25 protein-coding genes are annotated in these 25,792 nt (G+C 68.0%); 14 read left to right on the top strand and 11 right to left on the bottom strand.

Going from position 1 to position 25,792, the window contains the following annotated elements; all coding sequences use genetic code 11:
• Window positions 1-6 precede the first annotated feature (6 nt).
• The 4 genes from DQG15_RS03730 to DQG15_RS03715 form a co-directional block, all read right to left on the bottom strand.
• Complete coding sequence (locus DQG15_RS03730) at window positions 7-1,044, bottom strand: AI-2E family transporter (RefSeq protein WP_116082832.1); 1,038 nt, start codon at window positions 1,042-1,044, stop codon at window positions 7-9.
• A 64-nt stretch (window positions 1,045-1,108) separates the two neighbouring features.
• Window positions 1,109-1,870 carry an ABC transporter permease gene (locus DQG15_RS03725; RefSeq protein WP_116082830.1) on the bottom strand — a complete coding sequence of 254 codons (762 nt, stop codon included), beginning with the start codon at window positions 1,868-1,870 and terminating at the stop codon, window positions 1,109-1,111.
• A complete protein-coding gene (locus DQG15_RS03720; protein WP_116082828.1) occupies window positions 1,867-2,796 on the bottom strand; it encodes an ABC transporter ATP-binding protein in 930 nt (309 codons plus the stop codon). The genes DQG15_RS03725 and DQG15_RS03720 overlap by 4 nt, the downstream gene beginning before the upstream one ends.
• A 379-nt stretch (window positions 2,797-3,175) precedes the next feature.
• Window positions 3,176-3,832, bottom strand: a complete 657-nt coding sequence (locus DQG15_RS03715) for a GcrA family cell cycle regulator (RefSeq protein ID WP_116082827.1) — start codon at window positions 3,830-3,832, stop codon at window positions 3,176-3,178.
• Between the two features lie 201 nt (window positions 3,833-4,033).
• Here DQG15_RS03715 and DQG15_RS03710 point away from each other — a divergent pair, with 201 nt between their 5' ends.
• The 6 genes from DQG15_RS03710 to DQG15_RS03685 all read left to right on the top strand — a co-directional run bounded on the left by DQG15_RS03710 (window position 4,034) and on the right by DQG15_RS03685 (window position 9,857).
• Entirely contained in the window at window positions 4,034-4,837 is an 804-nt protein-coding gene (locus DQG15_RS03710; protein ID WP_232830698.1) for an ABC transporter permease, read from the top strand.
• A 71-nt stretch (window positions 4,838-4,908) separates the two neighbouring features.
• Window positions 4,909-5,910, top strand: a complete 1,002-nt coding sequence (locus tag DQG15_RS03705) for a serine hydrolase domain-containing protein (protein WP_370454167.1) — start codon at window positions 4,909-4,911, stop codon at window positions 5,908-5,910.
• Window positions 5,911-6,026: 116 nt separating this feature from the next.
• Window positions 6,027-6,935 (top strand): ABC transporter substrate-binding protein, encoded by a 909-nt coding sequence (locus tag DQG15_RS03700; RefSeq protein ID WP_116082824.1) that lies wholly within the window; start codon window positions 6,027-6,029, stop codon window positions 6,933-6,935.
• 11 nt (window positions 6,936-6,946) lie between these two features.
• Window positions 6,947-8,125, top strand: coding sequence for an ABC transporter permease (locus DQG15_RS03695; protein ID WP_116082822.1), 1,179 nt, complete (start codon window positions 6,947-6,949; stop codon window positions 8,123-8,125).
• Entirely contained in the window at window positions 8,122-9,078 is a 957-nt protein-coding gene (locus DQG15_RS03690; protein ID WP_116082820.1) for an ABC transporter ATP-binding protein, read from the top strand. The genes DQG15_RS03695 and DQG15_RS03690 overlap by 4 nt, the downstream gene beginning before the upstream one ends.
• Window positions 9,075-9,857: an ABC transporter permease gene (locus tag DQG15_RS03685; protein ID WP_116082819.1), complete on the top strand. Its 783-nt coding sequence runs from the start codon at window positions 9,075-9,077 to the stop codon at window positions 9,855-9,857. Before DQG15_RS03690 ends, DQG15_RS03685 begins: the two co-directional genes overlap by 4 nt.
• Window positions 9,858-9,938: 81 nt before the next feature.
• On the opposite strand, the gene DQG15_RS03680 is transcribed toward DQG15_RS03685, so the two are convergent.
• From DQG15_RS03680 to cobT, 3 genes are read right to left on the bottom strand one after another with little or no spacing between them, the layout of a single operon-like run.
• The gene (locus DQG15_RS03680; protein ID WP_116082817.1) at window positions 9,939-10,286 is read right to left on the bottom strand and encodes a DUF427 domain-containing protein; all 348 of its coding nucleotides are present in this window, start codon (window positions 10,284-10,286) and stop codon (window positions 9,939-9,941) included.
• A gap of 57 nt (window positions 10,287-10,343) precedes the next feature.
• Complete coding sequence (locus tag DQG15_RS03675; RefSeq protein ID WP_116082815.1) at window positions 10,344-12,161, bottom strand: aminopeptidase P family protein; 1,818 nt, start codon at window positions 12,159-12,161, stop codon at window positions 10,344-10,346.
• A gap of 4 nt (window positions 12,162-12,165) precedes the next feature.
• Complete coding sequence (gene cobT, locus DQG15_RS03670) at window positions 12,166-14,040, bottom strand: cobaltochelatase subunit CobT (protein ID WP_116082814.1); 1,875 nt, start codon at window positions 14,038-14,040, stop codon at window positions 12,166-12,168.
• A gap of 125 nt (window positions 14,041-14,165) precedes the next feature.
• Between cobT and DQG15_RS03665 the strand changes: the two genes are divergently transcribed.
• Window positions 14,166-14,420: a hypothetical protein gene (locus DQG15_RS03665; protein ID WP_116082812.1), complete on the top strand. Its 255-nt coding sequence runs from the start codon at window positions 14,166-14,168 to the stop codon at window positions 14,418-14,420.
• Between the two features lie 103 nt (window positions 14,421-14,523).
• Here DQG15_RS03665 and DQG15_RS03660 read toward each other — a convergent pair whose 3' ends face one another.
• The gene (locus DQG15_RS03660; protein WP_116082811.1) at window positions 14,524-14,925 is read right to left on the bottom strand and encodes a hypothetical protein; all 402 of its coding nucleotides are present in this window, start codon (window positions 14,923-14,925) and stop codon (window positions 14,524-14,526) included.
• Window positions 14,922-15,908 (bottom strand): cobaltochelatase subunit CobS, encoded by a 987-nt coding sequence (gene cobS / locus DQG15_RS03655; RefSeq protein ID WP_116082809.1) that lies wholly within the window; start codon window positions 15,906-15,908, stop codon window positions 14,922-14,924. Before cobS ends, DQG15_RS03660 begins: the two co-directional genes overlap by 4 nt.
• A 216-nt stretch (window positions 15,909-16,124) precedes the next feature.
• Between cobS and DQG15_RS03650 the strand changes: the two genes are divergently transcribed.
• Window positions 16,125-16,679 (top strand): sigma-70 family RNA polymerase sigma factor, encoded by a 555-nt coding sequence (locus DQG15_RS03650; RefSeq protein WP_116082808.1) that lies wholly within the window; start codon window positions 16,125-16,127, stop codon window positions 16,677-16,679.
• Window positions 16,676-17,392 (top strand): anti-sigma factor domain-containing protein, encoded by a 717-nt coding sequence (locus DQG15_RS03645; RefSeq protein WP_157968881.1) that lies wholly within the window; start codon window positions 16,676-16,678, stop codon window positions 17,390-17,392. Before DQG15_RS03650 ends, DQG15_RS03645 begins: the two co-directional genes overlap by 4 nt.
• A gap of 121 nt (window positions 17,393-17,513) precedes the next feature.
• Here the strand turns inward: DQG15_RS03645 and DQG15_RS03640 are convergent, their stop codons facing one another.
• The gene (locus tag DQG15_RS03640) at window positions 17,514-18,482 is read right to left on the bottom strand and encodes a YihY/virulence factor BrkB family protein (protein ID WP_116082804.1); all 969 of its coding nucleotides are present in this window, start codon (window positions 18,480-18,482) and stop codon (window positions 17,514-17,516) included.
• A 229-nt stretch (window positions 18,483-18,711) separates the two neighbouring features.
• Between DQG15_RS03640 and DQG15_RS03635 the strand changes: the two genes are divergently transcribed.
• From DQG15_RS03635 to cydB, 3 genes are all read left to right on the top strand, one after another.
• Complete coding sequence (locus DQG15_RS03635) at window positions 18,712-19,266, top strand: fasciclin domain-containing protein (RefSeq protein WP_116082803.1); 555 nt, start codon at window positions 18,712-18,714, stop codon at window positions 19,264-19,266.
• A gap of 207 nt (window positions 19,267-19,473) precedes the next feature.
• Window positions 19,474-20,907, top strand: coding sequence for a cytochrome ubiquinol oxidase subunit I (locus tag DQG15_RS03630; RefSeq protein WP_198665056.1), 1,434 nt, complete (start codon window positions 19,474-19,476; stop codon window positions 20,905-20,907).
• Between the two features lie 9 nt (window positions 20,908-20,916).
• Window positions 20,917-21,945, top strand: a complete 1,029-nt coding sequence (gene cydB, locus DQG15_RS03625) for a cytochrome d ubiquinol oxidase subunit II (RefSeq protein WP_116082800.1) — start codon at window positions 20,917-20,919, stop codon at window positions 21,943-21,945.
• 185 nt (window positions 21,946-22,130) lie between these two features.
• Here cydB and DQG15_RS03615 read toward each other — a convergent pair whose 3' ends face one another.
• Window positions 22,131-23,156 carry a Hint domain-containing protein gene (locus tag DQG15_RS03615; protein ID WP_116082798.1) on the bottom strand — a complete coding sequence of 342 codons (1,026 nt, stop codon included), beginning with the start codon at window positions 23,154-23,156 and terminating at the stop codon, window positions 22,131-22,133.
• A 190-nt stretch (window positions 23,157-23,346) separates the two neighbouring features.
• Here DQG15_RS03615 and DQG15_RS03610 point away from each other — a divergent pair, with 190 nt between their 5' ends.
• Together DQG15_RS03610 and radA are read left to right on the top strand one after the other, a co-directional pair.
• The gene (locus DQG15_RS03610) at window positions 23,347-24,126 is read left to right on the top strand and encodes an SDR family oxidoreductase (protein WP_116082796.1); all 780 of its coding nucleotides are present in this window, start codon (window positions 23,347-23,349) and stop codon (window positions 24,124-24,126) included.
• A 257-nt stretch (window positions 24,127-24,383) separates the two neighbouring features.
• Window positions 24,384-25,748: a DNA repair protein RadA gene (gene radA, locus DQG15_RS03600; protein WP_116082794.1), complete on the top strand. Its 1,365-nt coding sequence runs from the start codon at window positions 24,384-24,386 to the stop codon at window positions 25,746-25,748.
• Window positions 25,749-25,792 lie beyond the last annotated feature (44 nt).

Here is a 25,792-nt window from a genome sequence, read left to right as displayed (position 1 = left end):
TGAAAGTCACACCTTGCCGTTGGCGCTCATCATCACGGCAAAGGGACGCGTGATGCGGATCTCCGCCAGCACGATCACGAGGCTCGCGGTGAGCGGAACGGAGAGGATCGCGCCCGGAATGCCCCAGAGCGAGCCCCAGAAGGCCAGGGCGAGTAGGACAACGAAGGGCGACAGGTTGAATGTCCGCCCCATGAGGCGCGGCTCGAGGACGGAGCCGACATAGACCTGCGCCGCCGTCAGCGTCGCCAGCGACAGGCCCGCCATCGCGAAGGAGCCGAACTGCGCGAGGCACAGAAGGACCGGGAACGCGACGCCGAGCAGCGAGCCGACATAGGGAATGTAGTTCAGGAACCCGATGAGAACGGCCCAGAAGATCGCGAACTCGATCCCGATCGCCCACATGATGATGAAGGAGACGAGGCCGAGAACGGTGTTCACGAAGGTCTTCACCAGAAGATACTCGCCGATCCGCTCGTTGATCCGCGCCATGACCTCCAGCGTTTTCGCCCGGTCGTCGGGATCGCCGATGGCTCGGTTCAGCTTGGTGCCGAATCGCGCCCGCTCGGCTAGGAAGAACGACGCATAGAGGACGATCAGGAAGAGGGAGCCGCCGAGGCCGCGGAGCGAGTTCACGAGCGGCGTTACCAGCCGGCCGGTGTCGATCTGGTCGAACGTCGCTTCGCGCAGGCGCGCCCAGGTCGGTTGATCCTCGAAGCCGAGCCAAGCCGCGCCCCGTCCGATCACCGTATCGAGATTGGCCTCGTAGCCCGGTATGGCGGCGACGACGCGGGCGAAGGTCGTCACGATCAGCGTGAAGAGAAGGGCGACGCCGATGGTGAACCCCGCAAGGACGAAGAGCCGCAGGAGCCATGACGGCGCCCGGCCGAGGAGCGGCACGTTGCGCATCGCCTGCGCCGCGGCGATCAGGACGTAGACCGAGATGATCGCGGCGAGGATCGGCAGGAGCAGCGTCTGGCCCAGCCAGAGCAGCCAGCCGATCATCAGCGCGATCGCGAGGGAATATGCAAGACTGGCCAGTGGCATGGACGCGATGCTGCCGTGCGGCGGCGGCAAAGTGAAGATGCCGCCGCGCGTTTCGAGCGCTAAATCAGGGCCGGAGGCGCCAGCCGCTCCGGAAGATCCACCAGATGACCCCGAGACAGGCCGCCATGAACAGCGCCACGGCCGCGAGGGATACCGCGATGGGCACGTCGGAGATCCCGTAGAAGGACCAGCGGAAGCCGGAGATCAGATAGAGGACCGGGTTGAAGAACGTGACCGTCCGCCAGCCTTCGGGCAGCATCGAGACCGAGTAGAACGACCCGCCGAGGAAGACGAGCGGCGTGATGATCAGAAGCGGCACGAGCTGGAGCTGCTCGAAGTTCTTCGCCCATATGCCGATGATGAAGCCCAGGAGAGCGAAGCTGATCCCGGTGAGCAGAAGGAACGCGACCATCCAGACCGGGTGCTCGATTCGCAGGTCCACGAAGAATGTGGAGGTCGCGAGGATGATCACCGCGATCATGATGGACTTCGTCGCCGCCGCGCCCACGTAGCCGATCACGATCTCGATGAAGTTCACCGGGGCCGAGAGAAGCTCGTAGATCGTGCCGATGAACTTGGGGAAGTAGATCCCGAAGCTGGCATTGGTCACCGATTGCTGCAGCAGCGTGAGCATGATGAGGCCGGGCACGATGAACGCGCCGTAGCTCACCCCCTCGACGCTCTCGATCCGCCCGCCGATGGCGGCCCCGAAGACGACGAAGTAGAGGATCGTGGACAGGACGGGAGAGACGATGCTCTGCAGGATCGTGCGGAACGTCCGCGTCATCTCGAAGACATAGATCGCCTTGATGGATCGCCAGTTCATGCGCCGTGCTCCTCGACGAGCCGCAGGAACACATCCTCCAGGCTCGATTGACGGGTCGAGACGTCGGACAGGACCAGCCCCGCCTCGGCGATTGCGGCGATGAGCCGTGTTATGCCGGTGCGCTCCGCGCTTCGATCGAACCTGTAGCTCAGATGGTGGCCACCGTTGCCCAGCGTGACGTCGAAGGGGGCGAGGGCAGGGGGGAGCTCCGAGATCGGCTCGGCAAGTTCGACGTGCAGTTCCTTCTGGCCGAGCTGGCTCAGCATCTGGGATTTCTCCTGAACCAGCATCAGCTCGCCACGGTCGATGACGCCGATCCGGTCCGCCATCTCCTCGGCTTCCTCGATGTAGTGCGTGGTGAGGATGATGGTCACGCCGCTCGCGCGCAGCTGCCTCACCAGGTTCCACATGTCCTTTCGAAGAGTGACGTCGACGCCGGCGGTCGGCTCGTCGAGGAAGAGGACGCGCGGATCGTGGGAGAGCGCCTTGGCGATCAGCACCCGGCGACGCATCCCGCCCGACAGCTCGTTGTTCTTCGAGTTGCGCTTGTCCCAGAGCGACAGGGAGCGCAGCACCTCCTCGATCCGCGCATCGTCCCGCTTCTTGCCGAAGACACCGCGGGAGAAGGCGACGGTGTTGCCGACCGTCTCGAACGGCTCGATGGTGATTTCCTGCGGCACGAGGCCGATCAGCTCGCGGGCACGGCGATAATCGGTGACGATATCATGTCCGCCGACGCGAACGGTGCCGCCCGTCGGCTGCACGAGGCCGCAGATGGCGGAGATCATTGTCGTCTTGCCGGCGCCGTTCGGGCCAAGCAGGGCGAGGATCTCGCCTTCCTCTATGGTCAGGTCCACGCTCTTGAGAGCGGTGAAGCCGCCATCATAGGTCTTCGACAGACCCTTGATTTCGATAATGGCGCCCATCGGCTCCCCCGCTTGCTTGCACGATCCGATACCTAGCGCGGTGGGGTCCTGCACAACAGCGCGATCGTGAAGTTCCGGCTGTGCATTGATGCGAAAGTCGGTGTCGCACGTTCGGGGCTCGGCACTGGCCCAGGGCGCGGTCCCTCGTCTTGGTGCAACTTCGCCGGTCAGGCTCTCCGTCCCGGCGCGATGGCAATGGCAAGGTATGTCGGACGCATGGAGTCTCTCCGCTCTCTCGGGCGGGGTGGAGGTAGTGCCGCAGACGCAGACGACCGCAGATCAGGGCAGGGCGGCACGCAAAAAAGCCCCCGCAGAGATCTGCGAGGGCTTCTGTATTGTCCGAGGCGATGCGCGGATCGCCTTAGCCTTGGGCTGTGCTCTAGCGGCGGCGGTCGCGGCGGGAGGACATCGGCTGGAAGGCAACGCCGACATGGGCCTCGCAGTAGGGTTTGCCAGCCTGTGCGGGCAGGCCGCAGAACCAGAAATCGTCCGTCGCGGGGTCGCCGATGGGCCATTTGCAGGTCCGCTCGGTCAGCTCCATCAGGGAGATCTTCCGGGACTTCTTCTCGACTTCGCGAACGGAGGCGAGGGTCTCGGGGCTGATCTCGTTGGCGCTCGGCTGCGGCGGAAGGGGCTGGCCGGCGGGCACGATGGTCCGGCGGAGCGGAACGACGCCGGTCGCGGCGGCGGGTTCCGCCTCCTCTTCCTCGGCCGCCTCGACGACCTCGGGATCGGCGGCTTCCTCAGGCGTCTCCGAGGGCGCGGGGGCGGCGGGAGACGGCGCGGCGGCCTCTTCCTCGGCAGGCGCGGGGCGCGGCGGCTCGGCAGGGGGCGCAGCCTGCGCCGGTGCGGCCGGGGCCGCGGTCTCGGCCGGAGCGCCTTCGGCCCCGCTGCGATTGGAGAGGCCGAGGCGATGGACCTTGCCGATCACGGCATTGCGCGTCACGCCGCCAAGCTCCTTGGCGATCTGACTGGCGCTCTGTCCCTCGCTCCACATTCTTTTCAGCGTCTCGACGCGTTCGTCGGTCCAGGACATGCGGGGTCCCTCCAGCTGGCAAACCATGAATACGAAAAGACCCTGGCGCCCGCCATCGGCACGCACCTTTGCCTTTTCGTTCGAGCGCCTATCCTATGCATGCCGGTCGCCCTTCACAAGGCGGCGTCCCGCATGGCAGGAGGATGCCGGCGAAAGGCCGCATCCGGCGGCACCAGGCAGACGCGGAAGGCAGGCGAGCACATGGCGGATATCACGACAATGGGCACGCGCCGCTTCGGGCGCTTCAACTGGCTCGGCACATGGACCCTGACGCAGCGCGAGGTGATGCGCTTCCTCAACGTCTGGGTCCAGACGCTCGGCGCGCCTTTGGTCACCGCGGGTCTCTTCCTCGCCGTCTTCTCGCTGGCGATCGGACGGGCGCGGCCGGACGTGATGGGGGTGCCGTTTCTCCATTTCCTCGCCCCCGGCATCCTGATGATGAGCGTGATCCAGAACGCTTTCGCCAACACGTCCTCCTCCCTCGTGTCGGCCAAGGTGACGGGGAACATCATCGATACGCTGATGCCGCCCCTGTCGCCCCTCGAAATTCTCGTCGGCTACATCGCGGGCGGCGTGGCGCGGGGGATGTTCGTGGCGATCGCGATCGGCCTCGTCCTGATCTTCGTGCTCGGCATCGGCCTGGCGCACCCGTTCTGGGCCCTCACCTTCGCGCTGCTGGGGGCGGCCTTCATGGCGAGCCTCGGCCTCGTCGCCGCGACCTTCGCGCAGAAGTTCGACCAGATGGCGGCGATCACCAATTTCATCATCACGCCGCTGAGCTTCCTGTCGGGGACGTTCTATTCCATCGAGATCCTTCCGCCGGCGCTCGAGACCATCACCCGCTTCAACCCGGTCTTCTACCTGATCGACGGCGTGCGCTACGGCACCATCGGCGTGTCGGACAGCTCTCCCTGGCTCGGGCTCGCGGTCTGCCTCGTCGCCACGGGCCTCGTCATGGCGATCTGCTGGCACTGGCTCCGGACCGGATATCGCCTGAAGCCCTGATCCTCACGGGCTTCTGATTGGTGCCGAGCACTCGTCGCCCCACCTCGGGAAGGGGCAACAGGGCGGGAGCGATCATGCACAGACGAACGGCTCTTCTCGCGGGCGGCGCGGCGCTGGCGCTTCCCGGGTCCCTTCTGGCGCAGGAGGCCGGGGGGTGGGACGAGGTCATCGCTGCTGCTCGCGGGCTCGATCAGTTCCGAGCGATCGTCGTGCAACAAGGCGGTGAGGAAGTCCTCGCCGAGGCGATCAGCGGCCCCGGGCCGGACGTGCCGGTCAACGTCAAATCCGTCAGCAAGTCCGTCGTCGCGGCGCTTCTGGGCGCGGTGATCGGCAGTGGTGAGGTGGGCAGCGTCGACGTCACGCTCGGGGAGGTCATGCCCGCCCTCATCCCGGCGGGCGCGGCCCCTGAGGTTCCCGGCATCACCCTCGAGGACCTCGTGACCCTTCGCGCCGGGCTGGAACGCACCTCCGGCGCGAATTACGGCGGGTGGGTCTCCTCCTCCAACTGGGTGGCGGACGCGCTCGGTCGCGAGATGGTGGCAGAGCCGGGCGGACGGATGCTCTACTCGACCGGCTCCTTCCACATCCTCGGCGCCGCCCTGACGGAAGCGACGGGACAGAGCCTGCTCGCCCTCGCGCGGGCCCATCTGGGTGGCCCCCTCGGGATCGAGATCCCGGCCTGGACGCGCGATCCGCAGGGCTACTATCTCGGCGGCAACGAGATGGCCCTCTCCCCCCGCGCCATGGTCCGGATCGGGGAGACCTACCGGCAGGGCGGCCTCTACGACGGGGCCCGCATCCTGCCGCGGGACTACATCGACGCCTCGCTCCGTCCCCGCGGCCGCTCCCCCTTTTCCGGCCTCTCCTATGGCTACGGCTGGTTCCTCGACCAGATCGGCGGGCGGGATTTCGCGCTCGCCCGCGGGTACGGCGGTCAGGTGATCTTCGTCATGCCGTCGCTCGAGCTGACCGTCGCAATCACGTCCGATCCGACGAGGCCGGCCCGGAGCGGCGGGTACTTCGGCGATCTCATGGGCCTGATAGAGCGCCGGATCGTCCCGGCGGCGGCCTGAGGTTCGCCTCGCCTGACCTGGTGCAGTTTCCGCCGAGGAAATTTCTTGCCGCTACGGCGTGCGCCCTACATCAAGTCGCCAAGTGCAGGGCTTAACCGAAAAGGCGCCGACCAGACATGAAACATCCCGTTCTCGCAGCCATTCTCGGCCTCTCCGCCGGCCTCGCCACGACCGCCCAGGCGGATGTCGTGGTCTCCTCCAAGATCGACACGGAAGGCGGCCTTCTGGGCAACATGATCGCGCTGGCGCTCGAGGCCGAGGGCCTTCCGGTGGAGCGCCGTCTCCAGCTCGGCGGCACGCAGGTCGTCCGCGAGGCGATCATCGCGGGGCAGATCGACATCTACCCCGAATATACCGGCAACGCCGCCTTCTTCTTCGACGAGGCGGATGCCGACACCTGGAAGAACGCGGACGACGCGCTTGCCCGTGCCCGCGAGCTCGATGCCGAGGCGAACGACATCACCTGGCTCGAGGCCGCACCCGCGAACAACACCTGGGCCATCGCCGTGACCGGTCCGGTCGCGGAGGAGAACGGACTCTCCACCATGACCGAGTTCGGTGAATGGGTCGCCGGCGGCGGTGACATCACGCTTGCCGCCTCGACCGAGTTCGTCTCCTCCCCGGCGGTGCTTCCGGCGATGCAGGAGACCTACGGCTTCGAACTCGGCGAGGATCAGACCGTCATCCTCTCCGGCGGCGATACCGCCGCGACCATTCAGGCCGCCGCCCGGGGCACGTCCGGCGTCAATGCCGCGATGGTCTACGGCACTGACGGCGGCGTCGGCGCGACGGGCCTCGTGGTGATGGAGGACGATCAGGGCGTGCAGCCGGTCTATGAGCCGACGCCCATCGTCCGCGCATCGATCCTCGAGGAATACCCCTCGATCCCCGAGATCCTGAACCCGATCTTCACCGGCCTCGACATGCAGACGCTCCAGCAGCTGAACGGACGCATCCAGGTCGGGGGCGAGCCGTCCGAAGCGGTCGCGCGTGACTACCTCACCGAAGCCGGGATCCTGGACTGATCGCGGCCCGAATGGATCGGCCGGGCTCCGCCCTCGGAGTGATCTCCCCGCCGGGACTTCTCTTCGCGGTGCTGGGGCTCGGCGCTCTGTTCCTTCCGTTCTCCACCCTCGCGGCGAACCGTATCGTCGCGGGGGAGGGGCTACGGGTCTGGTCGGCCGTCGGCCCGGGCATCGCGGTCGCAGGCACGCTTGCGATCCTCGCGGGCCTCGCGATCGGCCTGCTTCGCGGGCGCCCGTGGTTGCGCTTCGGCGGCAGCCTCGTGGGTCTCGCGGGCCTGTTTCTCCTCATCGGCACGACCGGGAGCCATCTTCTGGGTGGAGCCGGGGAGTTCGCCCGCGTCTCTCCAGCTGCAGGGTTCTGGTGCCTCTTCCTCGTTCTGACCTTGTTGATGGCGGATGCGCTCTCCTCGCGCGCGCCGGGGCCGATCTTGCGGCTCGGCCTTCTGGCCCTGATCCTGGCGGGGCTCGGCATCCTGCTCTGGTCGGGCCTTCTGTCGGACCTCTCCATCGCGCAGGAATACGCAAGCCGCAGGGACGCGTTCGCCTCCGCGACGAGCCGGCATGTCGCGCTTGCCTTCGGCTCGCTCGCCGCTGCCGCGCTCATCGGCTTTCCGCTCGGCATCGCCTGTCATCGCAGTCCCGGCCTTCGCTCCGGCGCGATACCGACCCTGAGTTTCCTGCAGACGATCCCCTCCCTCGCGATGTTTGGCATCATGATTCCGATCCTCGCCTGGGTCGCGGCGAGCCTGCCCGCCGCGCGCGCCATCGGCATCGCCGGGATCGGCTTCGCGCCGGCCTTCCTCGCGCTCCTGCTCTATTCCCTCCTGCCGGTCGTCTCGAACACCGTCGCGGGCCTCGCCTCGGTTCCGCCGAGATCCCGGGAGGCGGCACGGGGAATGGGCATGACCGTCCTGCAGCGCCTCGTCACGGTGGAGCTGCCGCTTGCGTTGCCGGTGATCCTCGCGGGCCTGCGCATCGTACTCGTCCAGAATATCGGCCTCGCGGTCATCGCCGGGCTGATCGGCGGCGGGGGCTACGGCACCTTCGTTTTCCAGGGGCTGAACCAGACCGCGGCGGACCTGATCCTCCTCGGTGCGCTCCCGACCGTTCTCATGGCGATCACCGCGGCGGTGCTCATGGACATCCTCGTGGATCTCGCCCGCCCCGTTCCCAAGGAAACCCGCGCATGATCGAGATCGACGGCATCACCAAGCGCTTCGGCGAGACCCTCGCGGTCGATAGCGTCACCATGACCGTCGAGACCGGGACGATCACCGTCATCGTCGGCACCTCCGGGTCGGGCAAGACGACCCTGATGCGCATGATCAACCGCCTCGAGGAGCCGACCTCGGGCGAGGTGCGGATCAACGGCGAGCGCACGGCGGACACCCCGCCGCACCTTCTGCGCCGCCGCATCGGGTATGCCATCCAGGGCCACGGCCTCTTCCCGCACCACACCGTCGCCCGCAACATCGCAGCGGTGCCGCGCCTCCTCGGCTGGGACCGGAAGACGATCGACGCCCGGGTGGACGAGCTTCTGAGCCTGTTCGGCATGGAGCCTGCCGCGTTCCGCTCCCGCTATCCCCAAGAGCTTTCGGGCGGCCAGCAGCAGCGGGTGGGCGTCGCCCGCGCGCTCGCCTCCCGTCCGGATCTTCTGCTGATGGACGAGCCGTTTGGCGCTCTCGATCCCATCATCCGGGCCCGCGCGCAGGAGGATCTGAGGGACATCCAGCGCAAGCTCGGCTCCACCATCGTTCTCGTCACCCACGACATGGAGGAGGCGATCCGTCTGGGGGACATGGTCGGCGTGATGGATGGCGGCCGGCTCGTCCAGTATGCCTCCCCGGAGGAGATCGTCGCCCGGCCCGCCACCGGGTTCGTCGCGGACATGGTAGGCGATGCGGAGCGGCCGATGCGCCTTCTGTCGCTGATCCCTGCCGCTGAGATCGTGGAGGAGGGGCGCGCGGATGGCGCGCCGCTGCCGCAGGACGCGACCCTCCGCGATGCGCTCTCCGCCTGTCTCTGGTCGGGACGCGACGCCGTTCCATTGGGTCGCGAGGGGCAGGCCCCGGGCCGCGTGACGCTCGATGGCATCCGCGCCCGCGCCGAGGCCGGACCGAGGACGGAGGGCCGCGCACCGTGAGCGTGGGCTGGATCCTCCGCGGAGCGCTCGCGCTCCTTCTCGCCGGGCTCGTCCTGACGCCGGAGACCTTCGCGCCCCTCTTTGCGCCGGTTGCGCCGGCGAACGGTCCGGTCATCTACCAGAGGACGTCGCTCCTCTCCCTGTCCCTCAGCCATCTCGGCCTCGTCGCGGCGGCCTCGACGGCGGCGACGCTGGTCGCCGTGACGCTGGCGATCCTCGTCACGCGGCCCTCGGGCGCCCCGTTCCGGCCGCTGTCCCGGACGATCACGAATGTTGGCCAGACCTTTCCGCCGGTCGCCGTCCTCGCGCTTGCCGTGCCGGTCCTGGGGTTCGGGGCCGGGCCGACGTTGATCGCGCTCTTTCTCTACGGCCTCCTGCCGATCTTCGAGAACGCGATGACGGGCCTGTCCAACCTGCCGCCCCAGACGATGGAAGCCGCGCGGGGGATGGGGATGGGGCGCCGCCAGCGGCTATGGCAGGTGGAGCTGCCGCTGGCCCTGCCGGTCATCCTCGCCGGCATACGCCTGTCCGTGGTGATCGCCCTCGGCACCGCCACCATCGGGTCCACCGTGGCGGCGCGGACGCTGGGGGAGGTGATCATCGCGGGGCTTCTGACGAACAACACCGCCTACGTCCTGCAGGGCGGGCTGATCGTGGGACTCTTCGCCGTCCTGATCTACGACGCGATGGTGCTTCTGGAGAAGAGGCTGGTGCGCCGGGCGAGCCGGGCAGAACCTGCTAAACCCCGGCGCGGACGGGACGCGGCCCCTTCGGGCTGAGCCCTGCGGCGGCGCTCTGGCCCCCGGGACCCGCCGGACGGCCGGGGTGCGGTCGTCCGGAGACCGTCCCCGAAGCCGGTCTCAGACCTGCTCGACGGTCACTTCATCCGCGGAATTGTAGAAGGCGACGTGACCCGCGATCTCGGTCACGCCGTCCTTCGGTGCCACGTAGGTCCACGCGGCATCCTTGAGCGTCTTGCTCTTCGTGACGATCGAGAAGTAGCCCGCCTCACCCTTGTAGGGGCAGTGGCTCGTGTGGCTGGATTCCTCCAGGAACGCCATCGCGATGTCCTCGCGCGGGAAGTAGATGACCGAAGGATAGTCCCCCTCGGTCAGTTCCAGCGCATCGTCGCTTTCCGCGATCACGGCGCCGCCCGCTCGCACGACCCACGTGCCGCCGGCGGGACGGACCTTGATGTGCTCAGCCATGAAAACGCCCTTCCTGAGAATCTGAACGAACCGGTTCGGACCGGATGCGCGCAAACCTTAGAGGGGACGGCACGCCCCGTCGAGCCATTCGCTCACGGAAGCGTCAAGGAGCGGACCGATCCTCGCCGCGACTTCGGCATGGTAGGCGTCGAGCCAGCCCCTCTCCTCGGCATCGAGAAGCGCCGGCTCGATCATCCGCCGATCGATCGGCGCGAAGGTGAGCGTCGAGAAGGAGAGCATCTCCCGGTCGTCGGCTCCGGGCAGGGCAGGGGCCGGAATGACCGACACGAGGTTCTCGATGCGGATGCCGAAATCGCCCTCGTCGTAATAGCCCGGCTCGTTCGAGAGGATCATGCCGGTCTCGAGCGGCACCTCCGAGGTGCGGGACAGCCGCTGCGGCCCCTCGTGGACGCTGAGATAGGCGCCGACGCCGTGGCCCGTTCCGTGGTCGAAATCGAGACCGGCGCGCCAAAGGGCAGCGCGGGCGAGGGGGTCGAGATCGCGCCCGGCAAGGCCCTTCGGCCAGCGTGCGCGGGAGATCGCGATCATGCCCTTGAGGACCAGCGTGAAGGCCCGCCGCGCGCGATCGGGCACCTCGCCCACCGCCACGGTCCGGGTGATGTCCGTCGTACCGTCTGAATATTGCCCGCCGCTGTCCACCAGCAGCACGTCCCCCGGCATCACGGTACGGTCGCTCTCGCTGTTCACGCGGTAATGCGGCATGGCGCCGTTAGGGCCGGAGCCGACGATGGTCTCGAAGGAGATGTCCCTGAGCGTCGGATCGGCGGCGCGCTCCTCTTCGAGCCGGGTCGCGATGGCGATCTCGGTGAGCTTTCCCGACGGGGCCTCCCTGTCGATCCAGGTGAGGAACCGCGCCATGGCGGCGCCGTCCCGGACATGGGCGGCGGCCATTCCGGCCAGTTCGGCGGGATTCTTGCGGGCCTTGGGGAGGGACACCGGATCGACGCCGCGGACGATCTTCGCGCCGACCGCGTCCCAGGCCGCGACGGGCAGGCTCGCTGGATCGACGAGGACCGGCCCGTCCAGCGCGCCGAGAAACGCGGAGAACGCCTCCGGGGCGTGAACCGCGATCTCCTCGCCCAGATGCTCCCGAAGGAGCTGGGTCATCTTTCCGGGCGCGGCGAAGAGATCGACCGTTCCGCCGGCATGGAGGATCGCGAAAGCATGGGGCACCGGATTGCGCACGATGTCCGAGCCGCGGATGTTCAACAGCCAGGCGATGCTGTCTGGCAGCGTGATCACGGCGGAGGCCGCGCCCTCGGCGGCCACCGCCCGCCCGATCCGGGCCCGTTTCTCGTCATGGATCTCACCGGCGAGATCGAGGGGGTGAATGCTCATTTCCCCCATGGGCGGCTCCGGCTGATCGTCCCAGATCCGGTCCACGAGGTTGTCCCACGGTACCAGCGCGATGCCCCTCGGCTCCAGCGCCTTTCGCAGCTTCTCGATCTCGGACACGGAATGCAGCCACGGATCGAACCCGATCCGCGCTTCCGAGCCGTCCGCCACATCGTCTCGCCCGAGTTTCTCGTCGATCCAGCTGATCAGGCTTCCGCCGGGGGTGATCACGGTCTCGAAGCTGCCGGCATCAAGCTGCTCCCGGACCTGCACCTTGTAGCGTCCGTCCGTCACCACCGCTGCGGTCCCGTCCAGCACTACGGCATTGCCCGCGGACCCGGTGAACCCTGTCAGCCAGGCCAGGCGCTCGTCCCGCGGGGCGACGTACTCGCCCTGATGCGCATCGGCGCGCGGGATGAGGAAGCCCGAAAGCCCCTCGCGGGCCAGTTCTGCGCGGAGCGCGGCGAGGCGGGGCAGGGCGTTCTCGGGGCGGGAGGTGGTTTCGAAGGTCTGGAACACGTGATCAGGACGCTTTCTTAATGCCGAAAATGCGAGCGCGGGCCCGTGGGTCGGTGTCGAAGAGGGCGGCGAGCTGCTCGGTCATGGCGCCCGCAAGCTGTTCGACATCGGTGATCGTCACCGCGCGCTGGTAGTAGCGGGTGACGTCGTGCCCGATGCCGATGGCCAGAAGCTCCACGGCCTTGCGCCGCTCGATCATCGTGATGACGTCCCGCAAGTGCTTCTCGAGGTAGTTGGCCGGGTTCACCGACAGGGTGCTGTCATCGACCGGGGCGCCGTCCGAGATCACCATGAGGATGCGGCGCGCCTCGCGGCGACCCAGCATCCGGCGATGCGCCCATTCCAGCGCCTCCCCGTCGATGTTCTCCTTCAGGAGCCCTTCCTTCATCATCAGGCCGAGGTTGTCCCGCGCCCGGCGCCACGGCGCATCGGCCGACTTGTAGACGATATGGCGCAGGTCGTTCAGCCGGCCGGGATCGGCCGGGCGACCGTCCGCCAGCCAGCGCTCGCGGGACTGTCCTCCCTTCCAGGCGCGGGTGGTGAAGCCGAGGATCTCCACCTTGACGTCGCAGCGCTCGAGGGTCCGGGCCAGAACGTCGGCGCAGATCGCCGCGATGGAGATCGGGCGGCCGCGCATCGAGCCCGAATTGTCGAGCAGCAGGGTCACCACCGTGTCGCGGAACTCGGTATCCTTCTCGACCTTGAACGACAGCGGCATCGTCGGGTTCGCGACCACGCGGGCGAGGCGGCCGGCATCGAGCGTGCCTTCCTCCAGATCGAACTCCCAACTGCGGTTCTGTTGCGCCTGAAGGCGCCGCTGGAGCTTGTTCGCGAGCCGTCCGACGGCCCCTTTCAGCGGGTCGAGCTGCTGGTCGAGATAGGCGCGCAGGCGTTCCAGCTCGACGCGCTCGGCGAGGTCCTCGGCACCGATTTCCTCATCGTAATCGGAGATATAGACGCCATAGCTCGGATCGGCCTCGCTCACGGGTTGCGGGGCCGGCGGCTCGATCGGCGCTTCGCCCTCCGGCAGCTCGCTCTCGTCTCCGGCTTCGCTCTCGGTCTGTTCGTCCATCGAGACCTGGGCTTCGGACGGGTCGTCCTGAGGCTCCTGGCTCTGATCGGGCGCGGCCTCGGTCTCGTCCTGCTCGTCGTTCTCGCTCTCGGTCTCGCCGCCCTCGTCGCGGCCGTCGTTCTCCTCGGTCTCGCCGGACTGGTCCTCGTCGTCGCCTGCGTCGGGATCGTCTCCGAGCTGGTCCCCGTAGCCCAGGTCCTCGATCATCTTGCGGGCGAGACGCGCGAAGCTGCGCTGGTCGGACAGCGCCTCTTCGAGGCCGCCGAGGGTCTCTTCCGCCGAACTCTCCAGATGCTCCCGCCACAGATCGAGCACGTTCTTGGCGCCCGCCGGCAGCTCCCGCCCGGTGGAGCGTTGCCGCACGAGGTAGCCCGCCGCGGCGGCGAGGGGGGCCTCGCTCGCCTCACGGATATCGCCGTAGCCGCGCTTTTCGGCCTCAGCGCCGATCCGCGCGTCGATGTTCCCGGCGGTGCCCGGCATCCGGCGAGCGCCGACGGCCTCGCAGCGGGCCGTTTCCATCGCTTCGTAGATGTCCTGCGCCATCTGCCCGGTGGGGCGGTAGCGGGCATGGGTCGCGGCATTGTGGTACCGATGGCGGAGCGCGAAGGCGTCGGCCGTACCGCGGGCGATCAGCACCTCCTCGGCCTTCATCCGGCGGGAGATCTGCGGCAGCCGGATGCTGTCCGCGGTCTGTCCCGGCGGATCGACCGTGTAGGTCACGCCGATATCGGGCGCGTCGGCGAGGACGCGCGTCGCCTCGGCGAGCGCCTTCTTGAACGGCTCGGACGGATTGTCGGACTTCGCCATGGGCGCAACTCCCCCGGATTCTGACCAGCGGGACACTAGGCCGATTGCGCGGGCGATGCCAGCGGGAGGCGGCGTTCCGGCGCGCCGCCGCAACAGGCGGCGATCCCGTTATCGCAGGGACCGGGATGGCCGGTGACGCGCCGGCCACCGATGGCACCTATTCGATGAACGGCGAGATGCATGGCAGTGCTGCCGACATGAGCCGGGGAGATATTAATCGCGGCTCGCAGGGCTACGGGGCCGACGACCCCCGGACCATGGGCCGCGACGGATCGCAATCCGCGCGCTCCGGCGGCTCGATCATCGTGCTGCCGGCGGGCGTCAGCCCCGAGGCGTTCATCGAGCGCCTGATGGAGGAGGGCGGCCGCACCAGCCGCTGACCGTCGCGAGGTCGGAAGAGGATCAGGGGGCGTCCGTGAGCGGGCGCGCTCTTCCTGTGGGGCCGCTGGCCGAAGATCGGCGCGGGAGGGCGGCCGTCGCCCTTCAGTCCCTCAGGAGCCGTGCGTCACAGGCCCGTCCGTGCTCCATCAGCCATTGGGAGGAGGCGCGATGCGCCGGATCGTCGATAAGCCTGTGAAGGTGGGACAGCGCGGCACCGCGGGTGGCCTTGGCGATGGCGCTGGCTTCCTTGAGCGTGAAGCCGCCCTGTCGGGCCGCGGGCATCACGGCGTCGAGCCGCTCTTCCACCGGCTTCAGTCGCATCCACGCTCCGCGCTCGATTTCCTGCCCGGTCTGCTGCAGGAGGATGACGTGGGCGGCATAGAGGCCGTAGCAGGCGGAGAGACCCCGTGCGAGCTCCAGCGGCGCCTCGGCAGTCTCGCCTCGCGCCGCTGGTCCGATCAGGATCCCCAGGATGGCCGCCAGGGCGGCCAGCCGAACGCTCACTTCAAGCTCAGGGACACGGCACTCTCCGGCAGTTCCTCGTCGAAGCAGCGCTGGTAGAACTCGGCAACCGTCTGGCGCTCCAGCTCGTCGCACTTGTTCAGGAACGTCAGGCGGAAGGCATAGCCGACCGACTTGAAGATCTCCGCATTCTGCGCCCAGGCAATCACCGTCCGCGGGCTCATAACGGTGGACAGCTCGCCGTTCATGAACGCCGTCCGGGTCAGATCGGCCACGGTGACCATCTGGCTGACGGTCTGGCGTCCGTCCGCAGTGTTGTAATGCGGCGCCTTGCTCAGGGCGATCGCGACCTCGGCATCGTGCTCGAGATAGTTCAGCGTGGCGACGAGGGACCAGCGGTCCATCTGGCCCTGGTTGATCTGCTGGGTGCCGTGATAGAGGCCCGTCGTGTCCCCGAGGCCCACGGTGTTGGACGTGGCGAAGAGACGGAACGACGGGTGCGGCGTGATCACCTCGTTCTGATCGAGCAGGGTGAGCTTGCCGTCCCGCTCCAGAACGCGCTGGATGACGAACATCACGTCCGCGCGCCCCGCATCGTACTCGTCGAACACGATGGCACAGGGGTTGCGCAGCGCCCAGGGCAGGATGCCTTCCTGGAACTCGGTGACCTGCATCCCGTCCCGCAGCTTGATCGCATCCTTGCCGATGAGGTCGATGCGGGAGATGTGACTGTCGAGGTTGACGCGCACGCAGGGCCAGTTCAGCCGGTTGGCCACCTGTTCGATATGGGTGGACTTGCCGGTGCCGTGGTAGCCCTGGATCATGACGCGGCGGTTGTGGGAAAAACCTGCAAGGATCGCCAGCGTGGTATCGGCGTCGAACTTGTAGGTCTCGTCGGCTTCGGGAACGCGATCCGTGGGTTCGGCGAACCCTTTCACGATCATGTCGGTATCGAGCCCGAAGACTTCGCGAACCGAAATGTCCTCGGTGGGCCGGGCGGGCCGGTCGACGCTGCCGTCTGCCATGACGATGGTGTCCTTTCGTGTGCCGCACGTGGGGCCGCCGAAGCTGCCGTTCGCGCCTCGCGACCGGATGCAACATATCGCGCGTAGGGGCAAGTGGAAGGCCCCCCTTGACCGGGACGCGCCGCAGCAAGGCTTGCCCCCGGGGCCCCGAACGGGCACAAATCGTGAAAACGCAGCCCGGCCCGGAGATGGCCGCGGGGGGACGCTTTTCGCCGCATGACGAGAACACGTGAGGATATCGAAGCGCTGATCGCGCGGACCGCGCTTGGGGACCGCGCCGCTTTCGGCGAACTTTACGACGCCACCAGTGCGAAACTCTTCGGCGTGGCTCTCCGTATCTTGAAGGACAGGGGCACGGCGGAAGACGCGCTTCAGGACATTTTCGTCAAGGTGTGGCACGGCGCGGATCGGTTCACTCCAGGCGGGGCGAGCCCGATGTCGTGGCTTATCGCCATCGCCCGCAACCATGCCATCGACCGGCTGCGCCGGGCGCAGGCGGCGGGAGGCTTAGCGCCGCTGGGTGAGGAGGGTCTTCAGGTCGCCGAAACGCGTCCTGGCCCGGAGGCCGAAGCGATTGCCTCCGGCGAGCGCTCCCGGCTCGACGGGTGCCTCGCAGAACTGCCCGAGGACCGCGCTGCCGCGGTCCGGGGCGCCTATCTCGACGGTGACACCTACCAGGTGCTCGCCGAGCGGCACGGCGTGCCGCTGAACACGATGCGAACATGGCTCCGCCGGAGCCTCTTGAAACTGAAGGATTGTCTGACGCGATGAGCGACGCTGCCGACATCTACGGAGCGGGGCCGGGCGGCCCGGACGGGGGCGGAGACGCCGCGACCGCCGGGGAATACGCTCTCGGCCTCCTGCCCCCCGATGAGGCGCGGACCTTCAGCAGCAGGATGCGCGCGGAACCCGCATTGCAGTCACTCCTCGCCTTCTGGCAGGAGCGGTTCGCGCTTCTCGCCGAGGAGGAGATCGAGCCCGTCAAGCCGCCGCGGGCGGTGCGCCGCAAGATCCACGCCCGCCTATTCGAGACCCGCCCGCGACGGACGGTCACGCGGTTCTGGCAGACGCTCGGCGGGCTTGTCGTGACGGCGGCCGCGGCCGGGGCGATCTGGCTCGCGGTGCCGAGCTCGATGGACCGGGGGGCGCATTTCGAGTTCTCGGCGGAACTCGGCACGGCCGAGACCCCGGTGCATGTCGTCGCCTCCTACGACGAGGATCGCAACGTTCTGACCGTCGAGCGGCTGCGCGCCGATCCCGGACCGGAGGTGTCCTACGAGATGTGGGTGATCGAGGGGGAGAACGCGCCCGTGTCCCTCGGTCTTCTGCCGCCGGCGCCGCGCGCGGATCTCTTCCTGCCGGCTGATCTCGGCGCGGGGTTCGCCGGCAGCATCTTCGCGATCTCCGAAGAGCCGATCGGCGGGTCCAAGACCGGCGCCCCGACGGGGGAGATCCTCGGCACGGCGGCTTTCGCGGAATTGTGAGCAGTAGCCGGCGTCGCCCGGCTGCTCCGTCCGTCGGCCGGCACCGTACGCCGGATCGCGCCGTGGAAGCCTTTTCCGCAGCCTTTGGATCGCGGGGTCAGGCGTCCAGCCACGCCCACGTTCATTCCTCCTCCTTCTCTTCCCCATCTTCAATCTTGCCGCGCATGGCCCGTGCCAGACGGCGGATGCGGATGGCCCGGTTCAGCTCCCCTCCGAAGATCAGGATCAGGGCGGCAAGGTACATGAAGTAGAGCGCGGCGATGATGCCGGCGAGGCCGGCATAGTAGCTGGCATAGGCCGCGAAGCTCGAGAGGTAGAAGGTAAAGACCGCCGTCAGGATGCTCCACGCCGCAATGGTGAAGATCACTCCGGGCCAGATGCTGGAAAAGCGGGTGCGCCGCGCCGGCAGGAAGACATGCGCCGCGAAGAGGGAGATGAGCAGGATCAGGCCCGCCGCCGGATAGCGAACGAGGCCCATCGAGATCGAGGATGGGTCGAAGGCGGGAAAGAGCTGGTGAAGAAGCGATCCCGCACGCGGCGCGAGGACCACGAGATACCCCACCAGCGTCAGCACGAGGCCGGACAGCAGCACGAAGGCGGACATCACGGTGTAGACCACGACGGCCGAGCGCGTCTCCCGGACGCCATAGGCACGGTTGAGGCCGACGCGTACACCGTCCACCCCGCCCACGGCGAACCAGATCGTCAGCAAAATACCGATGCTGAGGACCCCGCCGCGCTGGATCGTCATGACCTTCTCGACCTCGCCCACGATCGGATCGACCAGCGCCGGCGGCACGATCGCGATCAGGAAGTGGATCAGGTCGTCGGCCATGGTGCGGTCGCCGATGAAGGCGGTGAGCGAACTGGTGAAGATCAGGAAGGGAAAGACCGCCAAGAGCATGCGGAAGGCGACGTTGCCGGCGAGGCCGAAGGCGTCGTCGCTCCAGAGCCGGAGCACCGCTTCATGCACCACCGCCCAGACAACGCGCCATCCGGAGCCGGTGAGCAGATCTTCCGGGCGGGCGCTGACCACGCCGTGGGTCACGACGGCATCGCGAACGGCCTCGTGGCCGGATCTGGCGTTCATTCGGCTTCTCGCGTGACGCCGGTGTCGGATCCCGGCGGTGTCTTAGGTAGATTGCCCGCGTCGTTTTGCCCAGCGCTCCCTCCGGTCCACCTTGCCGGTTCGGACCTTCGGGACATGATTTTTCGTCGGCGCGCCCTTTGGTGAAACTTTTCCATCGCGGCACGCGTGGTTTCGAACATAGCCCACCGGGACAATCCGGCGGGATGCTACTGACAGGGAACATCACTTCATGCGTACCTCCTTCCTCATCGCCGCCGCCACCACAGTCGCTCTCGGCACCGGCGCCGCCATGGCCCAGGACAATCCGACCGTCGGCGGGGCGGAAATGTCCGCCAAGCTGAACATCGTGGAGAACGCGATGAATTCGCCGATCCACACCACGCTCGTGGCCGCCGTGCAGCAAGCCGAGCTGGGCGACCTGCTGACCGGCAGCGGCCCCTTCACCGTCTTCGCGCCCACGGATGAGGCCTTCGCCGCTCTGCCCGAAGGCACCGTCGAGACCCTGATGATGGACGAAAATCAGGAGATGCTGCAGACCGTGCTCGGCTGCCACGTCGTCGAGGCCGACGCGATGTCCGGCGCGATTGCCGGCATGATCGCCGACGACGGCGGCGCGCATCCGGTCCCGACCGTGGGCGGCTGCACCCTGACGGCCGAGATGTCGGGCGACGAGATCACGCTCACGGATGAGAACGGCACCGTCGCCACCGTGATCGTGGCCGATGTCGAGCAGTCGAACGGCGTCATCCATGTCATCGACGCGGTCCTGACGCCGCCGATGTAATTCCGTTCGAACGCTTTCGTTGACGAGTGCCACGCCGCGTGGGGACACGATCCCCGCGCGGCGTTTTTCGTGGCGGGCCCGCCGCGCGACCGTGTGCCGCGCGGTCAGGGGGCAGACGCAGGACCTTTTCTCCCTATCTTGGAAGCTAGGACGCGGCGCGCGGAGCAGGCCCCTGCACCCTGCATGCGCCTCGACGGAGAAAGCGGCATGGATACCTTCCTCGGCTTCGACGCGGTCTTGCTGGCGCGGATTCAGTTCGGGTTCACCGTCGCCTTCCATTTCATCTTTCCGGCCTTCTCCATCGGCCTTGCCTCGTATCTCGCCGTTCTCAACGCGCTCTGGCTCAGGCGGCGGGACCCGGCTTACCTCGCGCTCTTCAAGTATTGGCTGAAGATCTTCGCGATTTCCTTCGCCATGGGCGTGGTCTCGGGGATCGTCATGTCCTACCAGTTCGGGACCAACTGGTCGGCCTATGCGGACCTGACCGGCCCCGTCCTCGGTCCTCTCATGGCCTACGAGGTGCTGACGGCCTTCTTCCTCGAGGCGGGGTTCCTCGGGATCATGCTCTTCGGGCGCGAGAAGGTGGGGGACGGGCTGCACATGTTCGCCTGCCTGATGGTCGCCGTCGGCACCGCGATCTCCGCCTCCTGGATCATCTCGGTGAACTCCTGGATGCATACGCCCCAAGGCTACATCATCGGCGACACCGGACAGTTCCTGCCGGAGGACTGGTTCGAGGTCATCTTCAATCCCTCCTTCCCCTATCGCCTCGCCCATTCGCTGACGGCCGCCTATCTCACCACCGCCTTCGTCGTCGGCGGGGTCGGGGCGTTCCACCTCCTGCGCGGGCACCGGGTGAACCGCGCCGTGCGGATCATGTTCTCCATGTCGATGTGGATGGCCGCATTGGTCGCGCCCGTGCAGATCTTTCTCGGCGATGCGCACGGGCTGAACACGCTGGAGCATCAGCCCGCCAAGGTCATGGCGATGGAGGGGCATTTCGAGAGCCACCCGGACGGCGCGCCGCTGATCCTCTTCGGCCTGCCGGATCAGGAGGCGGGCGAGATGCGCTACGCGGTGGAGATCCCGAACCTGTCCTCGCTCATCCTCAAGCACGACTGGAACGCGCCTCTCGCCGGTCTGGACACCATTCCCGATGACGAGGAGCCGCCCGTCGCGATCGTGTTCTGGACCTTCCGCGTGATGATCGCCATCGGGATGGCGATGCTGGGCATTGGGCTGTGGTCCCTCTGGGCGCGCTGGCGCGGCACGCTCTACACGCAGCGCTGGCTCCACCGCGGCGCCTTGCTGATGGCCCCTTCGGGATTCGTCGCGGTGACGGCCGGCTGGATGACGACGGAGGTCGGCCGCCAGCCCTACACGGTCTACGGTCTGCTGCGAACGGCGGACAGCGTGTCGCCGCTTGGCGCTCAGGCCGTCGGCACATCCCTCATCGCCTTCATCGTGATCTACTTCACCGTCTTCGGAGCGGGGGCGCTCTACATCCTGCGACTGATGTCGCGGCCGCCCGAGCCGAACGAGCGCGGCGTGCGGGTGGAGCCGGGCCCGATCCGGACCTCCGGCATCACCCCGGCGGCGCAGGAGCAGGACACCTCCGCCACACAGAAGCCCGCGGAATAGGAGGCGGACATGGACGGCCTTTTCGTCAGCTTCGACCTCACGATCGCCTGGGCGCTTCTCCTGGCCTTCGCGATCTACGTCTACGTGGTCCTCGACGGGTTCGATCTCGGCATCGGCATTCTCTACCCCTTCTTCCCCGAGAAGAAGGACCGGGACCTGTTGATGAACACGGTCGCGCCGGTCTGGGACGGCAACGAGACATGGCTCGTCCTCGGCGGCGGCGGCCTCTTCGCGGCCTTTCCGCTCGCCTACGCGATCCTGATGCCGGCGCTCTACCCGCCGATGATCGCCATGCTGCTGGCGCTGGTCTTCCGGGGTGTCGCGTTCGAGTATCGTTGGCGCGCGACCTCCCGCCTGTCCGAGAAGGCATGGGATGGCGCCTTCATAGGAGGCTCGGCGCTTGCCGCGTTCGCGCAAGGGATTGCGCTCGGTGCGATCCTTCAGGGCATCGAGGTCGAGGGCCGGCAATATGCCGGCGGGTGGTGGGACTGGCTGACGCCGTTCTCGATCCTCACCGGCTTTTCGGTCATGGCGGGCTATGCGCTCCTCGGCGCCTGCTGGCTGAACATGAAGCTGGAGGGGGACGTGCAGCACCGCGTCCGCCGAATCGCGCGGATACTGGCGCTGCTCACGGTCTTCTTCATCGTAGCGGTGTCGCTGGCGACACCGTTTCTCGAAGCGTCCTACTGGCTGCGCTGGTTCGGCTGGCCGAACATGCTCGCGACGGCGCCGGTGCCCATCGCGGTGGGGCTGATCACGGTGCTGCTCGGCCGCTCGCTCTTCGCCCACGGGCGGGACTGGCTGCCGCTCGTTCTGACGCTACTGCTGTTCCTGCTGTGCTTCCTCGGCCTCGGCCTCTCGATCTGGCCGGACGTGGTGCCCGGCGAGGTCACGATCTGGGACGCAGCGAGCCCCCAGAAGAGCCAGGCCTTCATGTTCGTGGGAGCGATCGTGCTCGTGCCGATCATCCTCGCCTATACCGCCTATGCCTACTGGGTGTTCCGCGGAAAGCTCGATCCGGAGCAGGGCTATCACTGAGCCGCGCCGCACACGTCCGCTCTGGTCCCGGCTTGCGTGGTTCGCCGGGCTGTGGCTCGCCGGCGTGATCGTGATCACCGTGGTGGCCTACGCGATCCGTGCGATGATCCTCTGAAGGGTCGCGAAGCGGGGAGGCGCCGGATCCGCGCGCGACCCCGTCCGCGACCCCGGTGGCCCGGGGAGCGTCAGCCGCGGCGGCGGTGGATCATGCGCTCCATCGCGGCGGCGGCGCGGGCGGGGTCGGCCTCGGTTCCGAAATGCGGATCGTGTGCCACCTCGGGCAGGCGCTCGCCCACCTCGCGGGCCACATCCTCGGCGAGGGTGGCCAGGGTGGCCGGGCTGACCTCTAGGCTCTCGGCGGGGATGCACTCGGCGTAGATGATCTCGTGCCGGTCGAGGATCAGCGTGAAGTAATCGACGAAGTTTCCGGGGCGCACGAAGATGCGCTCGCCATCCGCGAGATAGCCCGCGCGCACCAGCATCTCCGCCGTGGGCGTGACCCGGTCCTGTCCCCGCTGGTAGATGAAGAGGCGCTGATGCTGGCTCACGATCAGATCCGCCGCGTTCCCCAACGTGTCCCTCGCGATCACGACCGGGGCATGGGGGCCGGCGGCGCGGACGGTGCGGTGGAGGATATGGCGGATCGGCTGCGGCCCGTGGTCCCGCGTCAGGATGCGGTCTCCGGCGGACAGGCGCTCCACCGGCATCTGCCGCCCGTCGGCCATCGTGATCTCCGTGCCGCGCGCGAAGGCGACGGAGGTGACGTCAGCGAGGCGGACGTCGCCGGGGTCAGGATCGACCGAGACGAGCGTGTGATCGAATCCGGGCTCCAGCGGGTCGATCGGCAGCGCGGCGTAGAGAGCACGGCGCTGCCCCCCGATCTCAATCAGGAGGACGTCCGCCTTGTGCCCCTGCGGGCCGAGGAAGGTGGCTCTCGCAACGGCGCGGAGCGGCTGGCCGGCGCGCCCGATCCCGGAGCCCTCCGCCACGCGGTGAACGCCCTCGCGCCGTCCCATCACGCCGCGCCCGCCCGCACCGGCGACCGAGAGCTGACGCAAGCTGGCGCCGGGGCAGAGGCGATAGACATCCCCCGGCTCGATCTCCTCGGGGCCAAGCAGATGATCGCCGAGATTGGCGCCGGCAACGACCCGGAACGCCTCCGCCTCGTAGACGTGGCAACCGTAGCTCGCTGTGGTGTCGTCCTCGTCCATCTCAGGTGACGCTCGCTTCTCAGGTTGGGTCCGGTCCCATGATCGACGCACGGACCCCTGCCGTAGTTTCATGCCACACGAGTCTGGACCGGCGCATGGCTCCATTGAGGCAAGGGTACGACTTTTCGGCGAGCCAGCGAGATGTTAGTACGTTCGCTGAACACGAAGGGCGCGGAAAGAGGCAGGCGACATGGATCTGGGCATCAAGGGCAGGACTGCGCTGGTCACGGCATCCTCGAAGGGACTGGGACGCGGCTGCGCCGAGGCGCTCGCCGCGGCGGGGGTGAACCTCGTCCTGAATGCCCGCGGGGCAGAGGCACTGGAGGCGACGGCCGAGGCGATCCGCTCCGAGCATGGTGTCACCGTCACGGCCATTGCCGCGGATATCACCGAGGAAGCGGGCCGCGCGAAGGTGCTGGCCGCGGCGGGCGATGTGGACATCCTCGTCACCAATGCCGGCGGGCCGCCGCCGGGATTGTGGTCGGACTGGTCGCGGGAGGATTTCATTGCCGCGCTCGACGCCAACATGCTCACGCCCATCGCGCTGATGCAGGCCTGCTTGCCGGGAATGATGGAGCGGGGCTGGGGGCGCGTCGTCAACATCACCTCGCAATCGGTGAAGGCCCCGATCCCGGTTCTCGGCCTGTCGAACTCCGCCCGCGCCGGCCTCACGGGCTTCGTCGCCGGGACCGCGCGACAGGTGGCGGAGAAGGGCGTGACGATCAACAACCTGCTGCCCGGCATCCACGATACCGACCGCGCCACCGGCCTCGACACCGGGGTGTCGAAGTCGGAAGGCATCAGCATGGCGGAGGCCCGCGCCCGGCGGGAAGCGAGCATTCCGGCGAAGCGCTACGGCACGCCCGCCGAGTTCGGCTCGGCCTGTGCTTTCCTCTGCTCGGCCCATGCGGGCTTCATCGTGGGGCAGAATATCCTGCTCGACGGCGGTGCCACGAACGCCACGATCTGAGGGTGACGGCGACGCCAGAGGCGCGCGGGCGGGGCAGGGCGCAGGCTTGGAAGCCGTTCCCTCGCGTGGGTCTTCTTTCGGCCTCCGGCTGGCTGTACACCGGGTGATCTCCGGCCCTGCCTTTCTGCGCCGCACGGGCCGGGCAGGACGCCGGCTCGAGCCTTGGCATCCGGAGACGGCGTGGGGGCTCTGGCTCTTCACCGCCTGCGTGCTCGCCTCGCTGGCACTTTCATTGTTCTGGGAAGGAACGCGCTGACATGGCCAAGGCCGGTCCCGTCTACGTCTGTGCCGAATGCGGCGCGGTTCATGCCAAGTGGTCCGGGCGCTGCGATGCCTGCGGAGCGTGGAACTCCATCCACGAGGAAGCGCCCGCCGCGCCGGGGCCGGGCGGCGTGCGCCTGCCGCGCTCCCACCGCGCCGCAATCCTGACCGACCTGTCCTCCACCGAAGCGCCGCCGCCGCGGACACTCAGCGGCATCGGGGAGCTGGACCGGGTGCTCGGCGGCGGCCTCGTGCCCGGCTCCGCGATACTGGTCGGTGGCGATCCGGGCATCGGCAAGTCGACCCTCCTCCTTCAGGCCGCTGCGGCCTTCGCGGGGTCCGGCCTCAAATGCGTCTACGTCTCGGGGGAGGAGGCCTCGGCGCAGGTGCGGATGCGCGCGGGGCGCCTCGGCCTAGGGCAGGCGAACGTTCAGCTCGCGGCGGAGACGGACCTGACCGGCATCCTCACCATGCTCGATGCGGAGCGGCCCGATCTCGTCATCATCGATTCCATTCAGACCATGTGGTCGGATGCCGTCGGGTCGGCGCCCGGCTCCGTCAGCCAGGTCAGGAGCGCCGCGCATGAGCTCGCCGGGTTCGCCAAGCGGCGGGGCTCCGCCGTCGTGCTCGTCGGCCACGTCACCAAGGAGGGACAGATCGCCGGCCCCCGCGTCGTCGAGCATATGGTCGATACCGTCCTCTACTTCGAGGGCGAGCGGGGCCATCAGTTCCGCATCCTCCGCTCGGTGAAGAACCGGTTCGGGCCGGCTGACGAGATCGGCGTCTTCGAGATGACCGGCGGCGGTCTGGCCGAGGTGCAGAACCCGTCCGCGCTCTTCCTGTCGGGCCGGGAGGAACGCGCGCCCGGCTCCTCCGTCTTCGCCGGAATCGAGGGAACGCGGCCGGTGCTCGTTGAAATTCAGGCCCTCGTCGCGCCCAGCCCGCATTCCCAGGCCCGCCGCGCCGTCGTCGGCTGGGACGGGGCCCGGCTCGCGATGATCCTCGCGGTCATGGAGGCGCGGGTGGGCCTGCCGTTCACCGGGCTCGACGTCTATCTCAACGTCGCCGGCGGCCTTCGCATCTCGGAGCCTGCCGCGGACCTCGCCGTCGCGGCGGCGCTTCTGTCCGCGCGGGAAGACGCCGCTCTGCCCGCCGATATGGTCGTCTTCGGCGAGATAAGTCTCAGCGGCGCCCTGCGACCGGTCTCCCAGACCGAAAACAGGTTGAAAGAGGCGCAGAAACTTGGTTTTTCCCAGGCGGCGTTGCCGGAGCGGTCGAAAGCGGCCGAAGGAACCGGCGTAGCGCTGCGGTCGGTCCCCGATCTTGCCGCCTTCGCCGGAAGCATGTTCGGCGCTGGGTAGCATTCGTTCGGCAAGGCGACGGCCGTACAGTCGAAGGCATGAAA

This window comes from Tropicimonas sp. IMCC34011, from assembly GCF_003390865.1.
GTDB lineage: Bacteria > Pseudomonadota > Alphaproteobacteria > Rhodobacterales > Rhodobacteraceae > Tropicimonas_B.
This window is presented reverse-complemented; position numbering and strand designations above follow the sequence as displayed.

Excerpts from the sequence above, each read along its gene's own strand:
- DQG15_RS03730 (WP_116082832.1), bottom strand. The coding sequence starts at position 1,044 with ATGCCACTGGCCAGTCTTGCATATTCCCTCGCGATCGCGCTGATGATC.
- DQG15_RS03725 (WP_116082830.1), bottom strand. The coding sequence starts at position 1,870 with ATGAACTGGCGATCCATCAAGGCGATCTATGTCTTCGAGATGACGCGG.
- DQG15_RS03720 (WP_116082828.1), bottom strand. The coding sequence starts at position 2,796 with ATGGGCGCCATTATCGAAATCAAGGGTCTGTCGAAGACCTATGATGGC.
- DQG15_RS03715 (WP_116082827.1), bottom strand. The coding sequence starts at position 3,832 with ATGTCCTGGACCGACGAACGCGTCGAGACGCTGAAAAGAATGTGGAGC.
- DQG15_RS03710 (WP_232830698.1), top strand. The coding sequence starts at position 4,034 with ATGGCGGATATCACGACAATGGGCACGCGCCGCTTCGGGCGCTTCAAC.
- DQG15_RS03700 (WP_116082824.1), top strand. The coding sequence starts at position 6,027 with ATGAAACATCCCGTTCTCGCAGCCATTCTCGGCCTCTCCGCCGGCCTC.
- DQG15_RS03695 (WP_116082822.1), top strand. The coding sequence starts at position 6,947 with ATGGATCGGCCGGGCTCCGCCCTCGGAGTGATCTCCCCGCCGGGACTT.
- DQG15_RS03690 (WP_116082820.1), top strand. The coding sequence starts at position 8,122 with ATGATCGAGATCGACGGCATCACCAAGCGCTTCGGCGAGACCCTCGCG.
- DQG15_RS03680 (WP_116082817.1), bottom strand. The coding sequence starts at position 10,286 with ATGGCTGAGCACATCAAGGTCCGTCCCGCCGGCGGCACGTGGGTCGTG.
- cobT (WP_116082814.1), bottom strand. The coding sequence starts at position 14,040 with ATGGCGAAGTCCGACAATCCGTCCGAGCCGTTCAAGAAGGCGCTCGCC.
- DQG15_RS03665 (WP_116082812.1), top strand. The coding sequence starts at position 14,166 with ATGGCCGGTGACGCGCCGGCCACCGATGGCACCTATTCGATGAACGGC.
- cobS (WP_116082809.1), bottom strand. The coding sequence starts at position 15,908 with ATGGCAGACGGCAGCGTCGACCGGCCCGCCCGGCCCACCGAGGACATT.
- DQG15_RS03650 (WP_116082808.1), top strand. The coding sequence starts at position 16,125 with ATGACGAGAACACGTGAGGATATCGAAGCGCTGATCGCGCGGACCGCG.
- DQG15_RS03645 (WP_157968881.1), top strand. The coding sequence starts at position 16,676 with ATGAGCGACGCTGCCGACATCTACGGAGCGGGGCCGGGCGGCCCGGAC.
- DQG15_RS03640 (WP_116082804.1), bottom strand. The coding sequence starts at position 18,482 with ATGAACGCCAGATCCGGCCACGAGGCCGTTCGCGATGCCGTCGTGACC.
- DQG15_RS03635 (WP_116082803.1), top strand. The coding sequence starts at position 18,712 with ATGCGTACCTCCTTCCTCATCGCCGCCGCCACCACAGTCGCTCTCGGC.
- DQG15_RS03630 (WP_198665056.1), top strand. The coding sequence starts at position 19,474 with ATGGATACCTTCCTCGGCTTCGACGCGGTCTTGCTGGCGCGGATTCAG.
- cydB (WP_116082800.1), top strand. The coding sequence starts at position 20,917 with ATGGACGGCCTTTTCGTCAGCTTCGACCTCACGATCGCCTGGGCGCTT.
- DQG15_RS03615 (WP_116082798.1), bottom strand. The coding sequence starts at position 23,156 with ATGGACGAGGACGACACCACAGCGAGCTACGGTTGCCACGTCTACGAG.
- DQG15_RS03610 (WP_116082796.1), top strand. The coding sequence starts at position 23,347 with ATGGATCTGGGCATCAAGGGCAGGACTGCGCTGGTCACGGCATCCTCG.
- radA (WP_116082794.1), top strand. The coding sequence starts at position 24,384 with ATGGCCAAGGCCGGTCCCGTCTACGTCTGTGCCGAATGCGGCGCGGTT.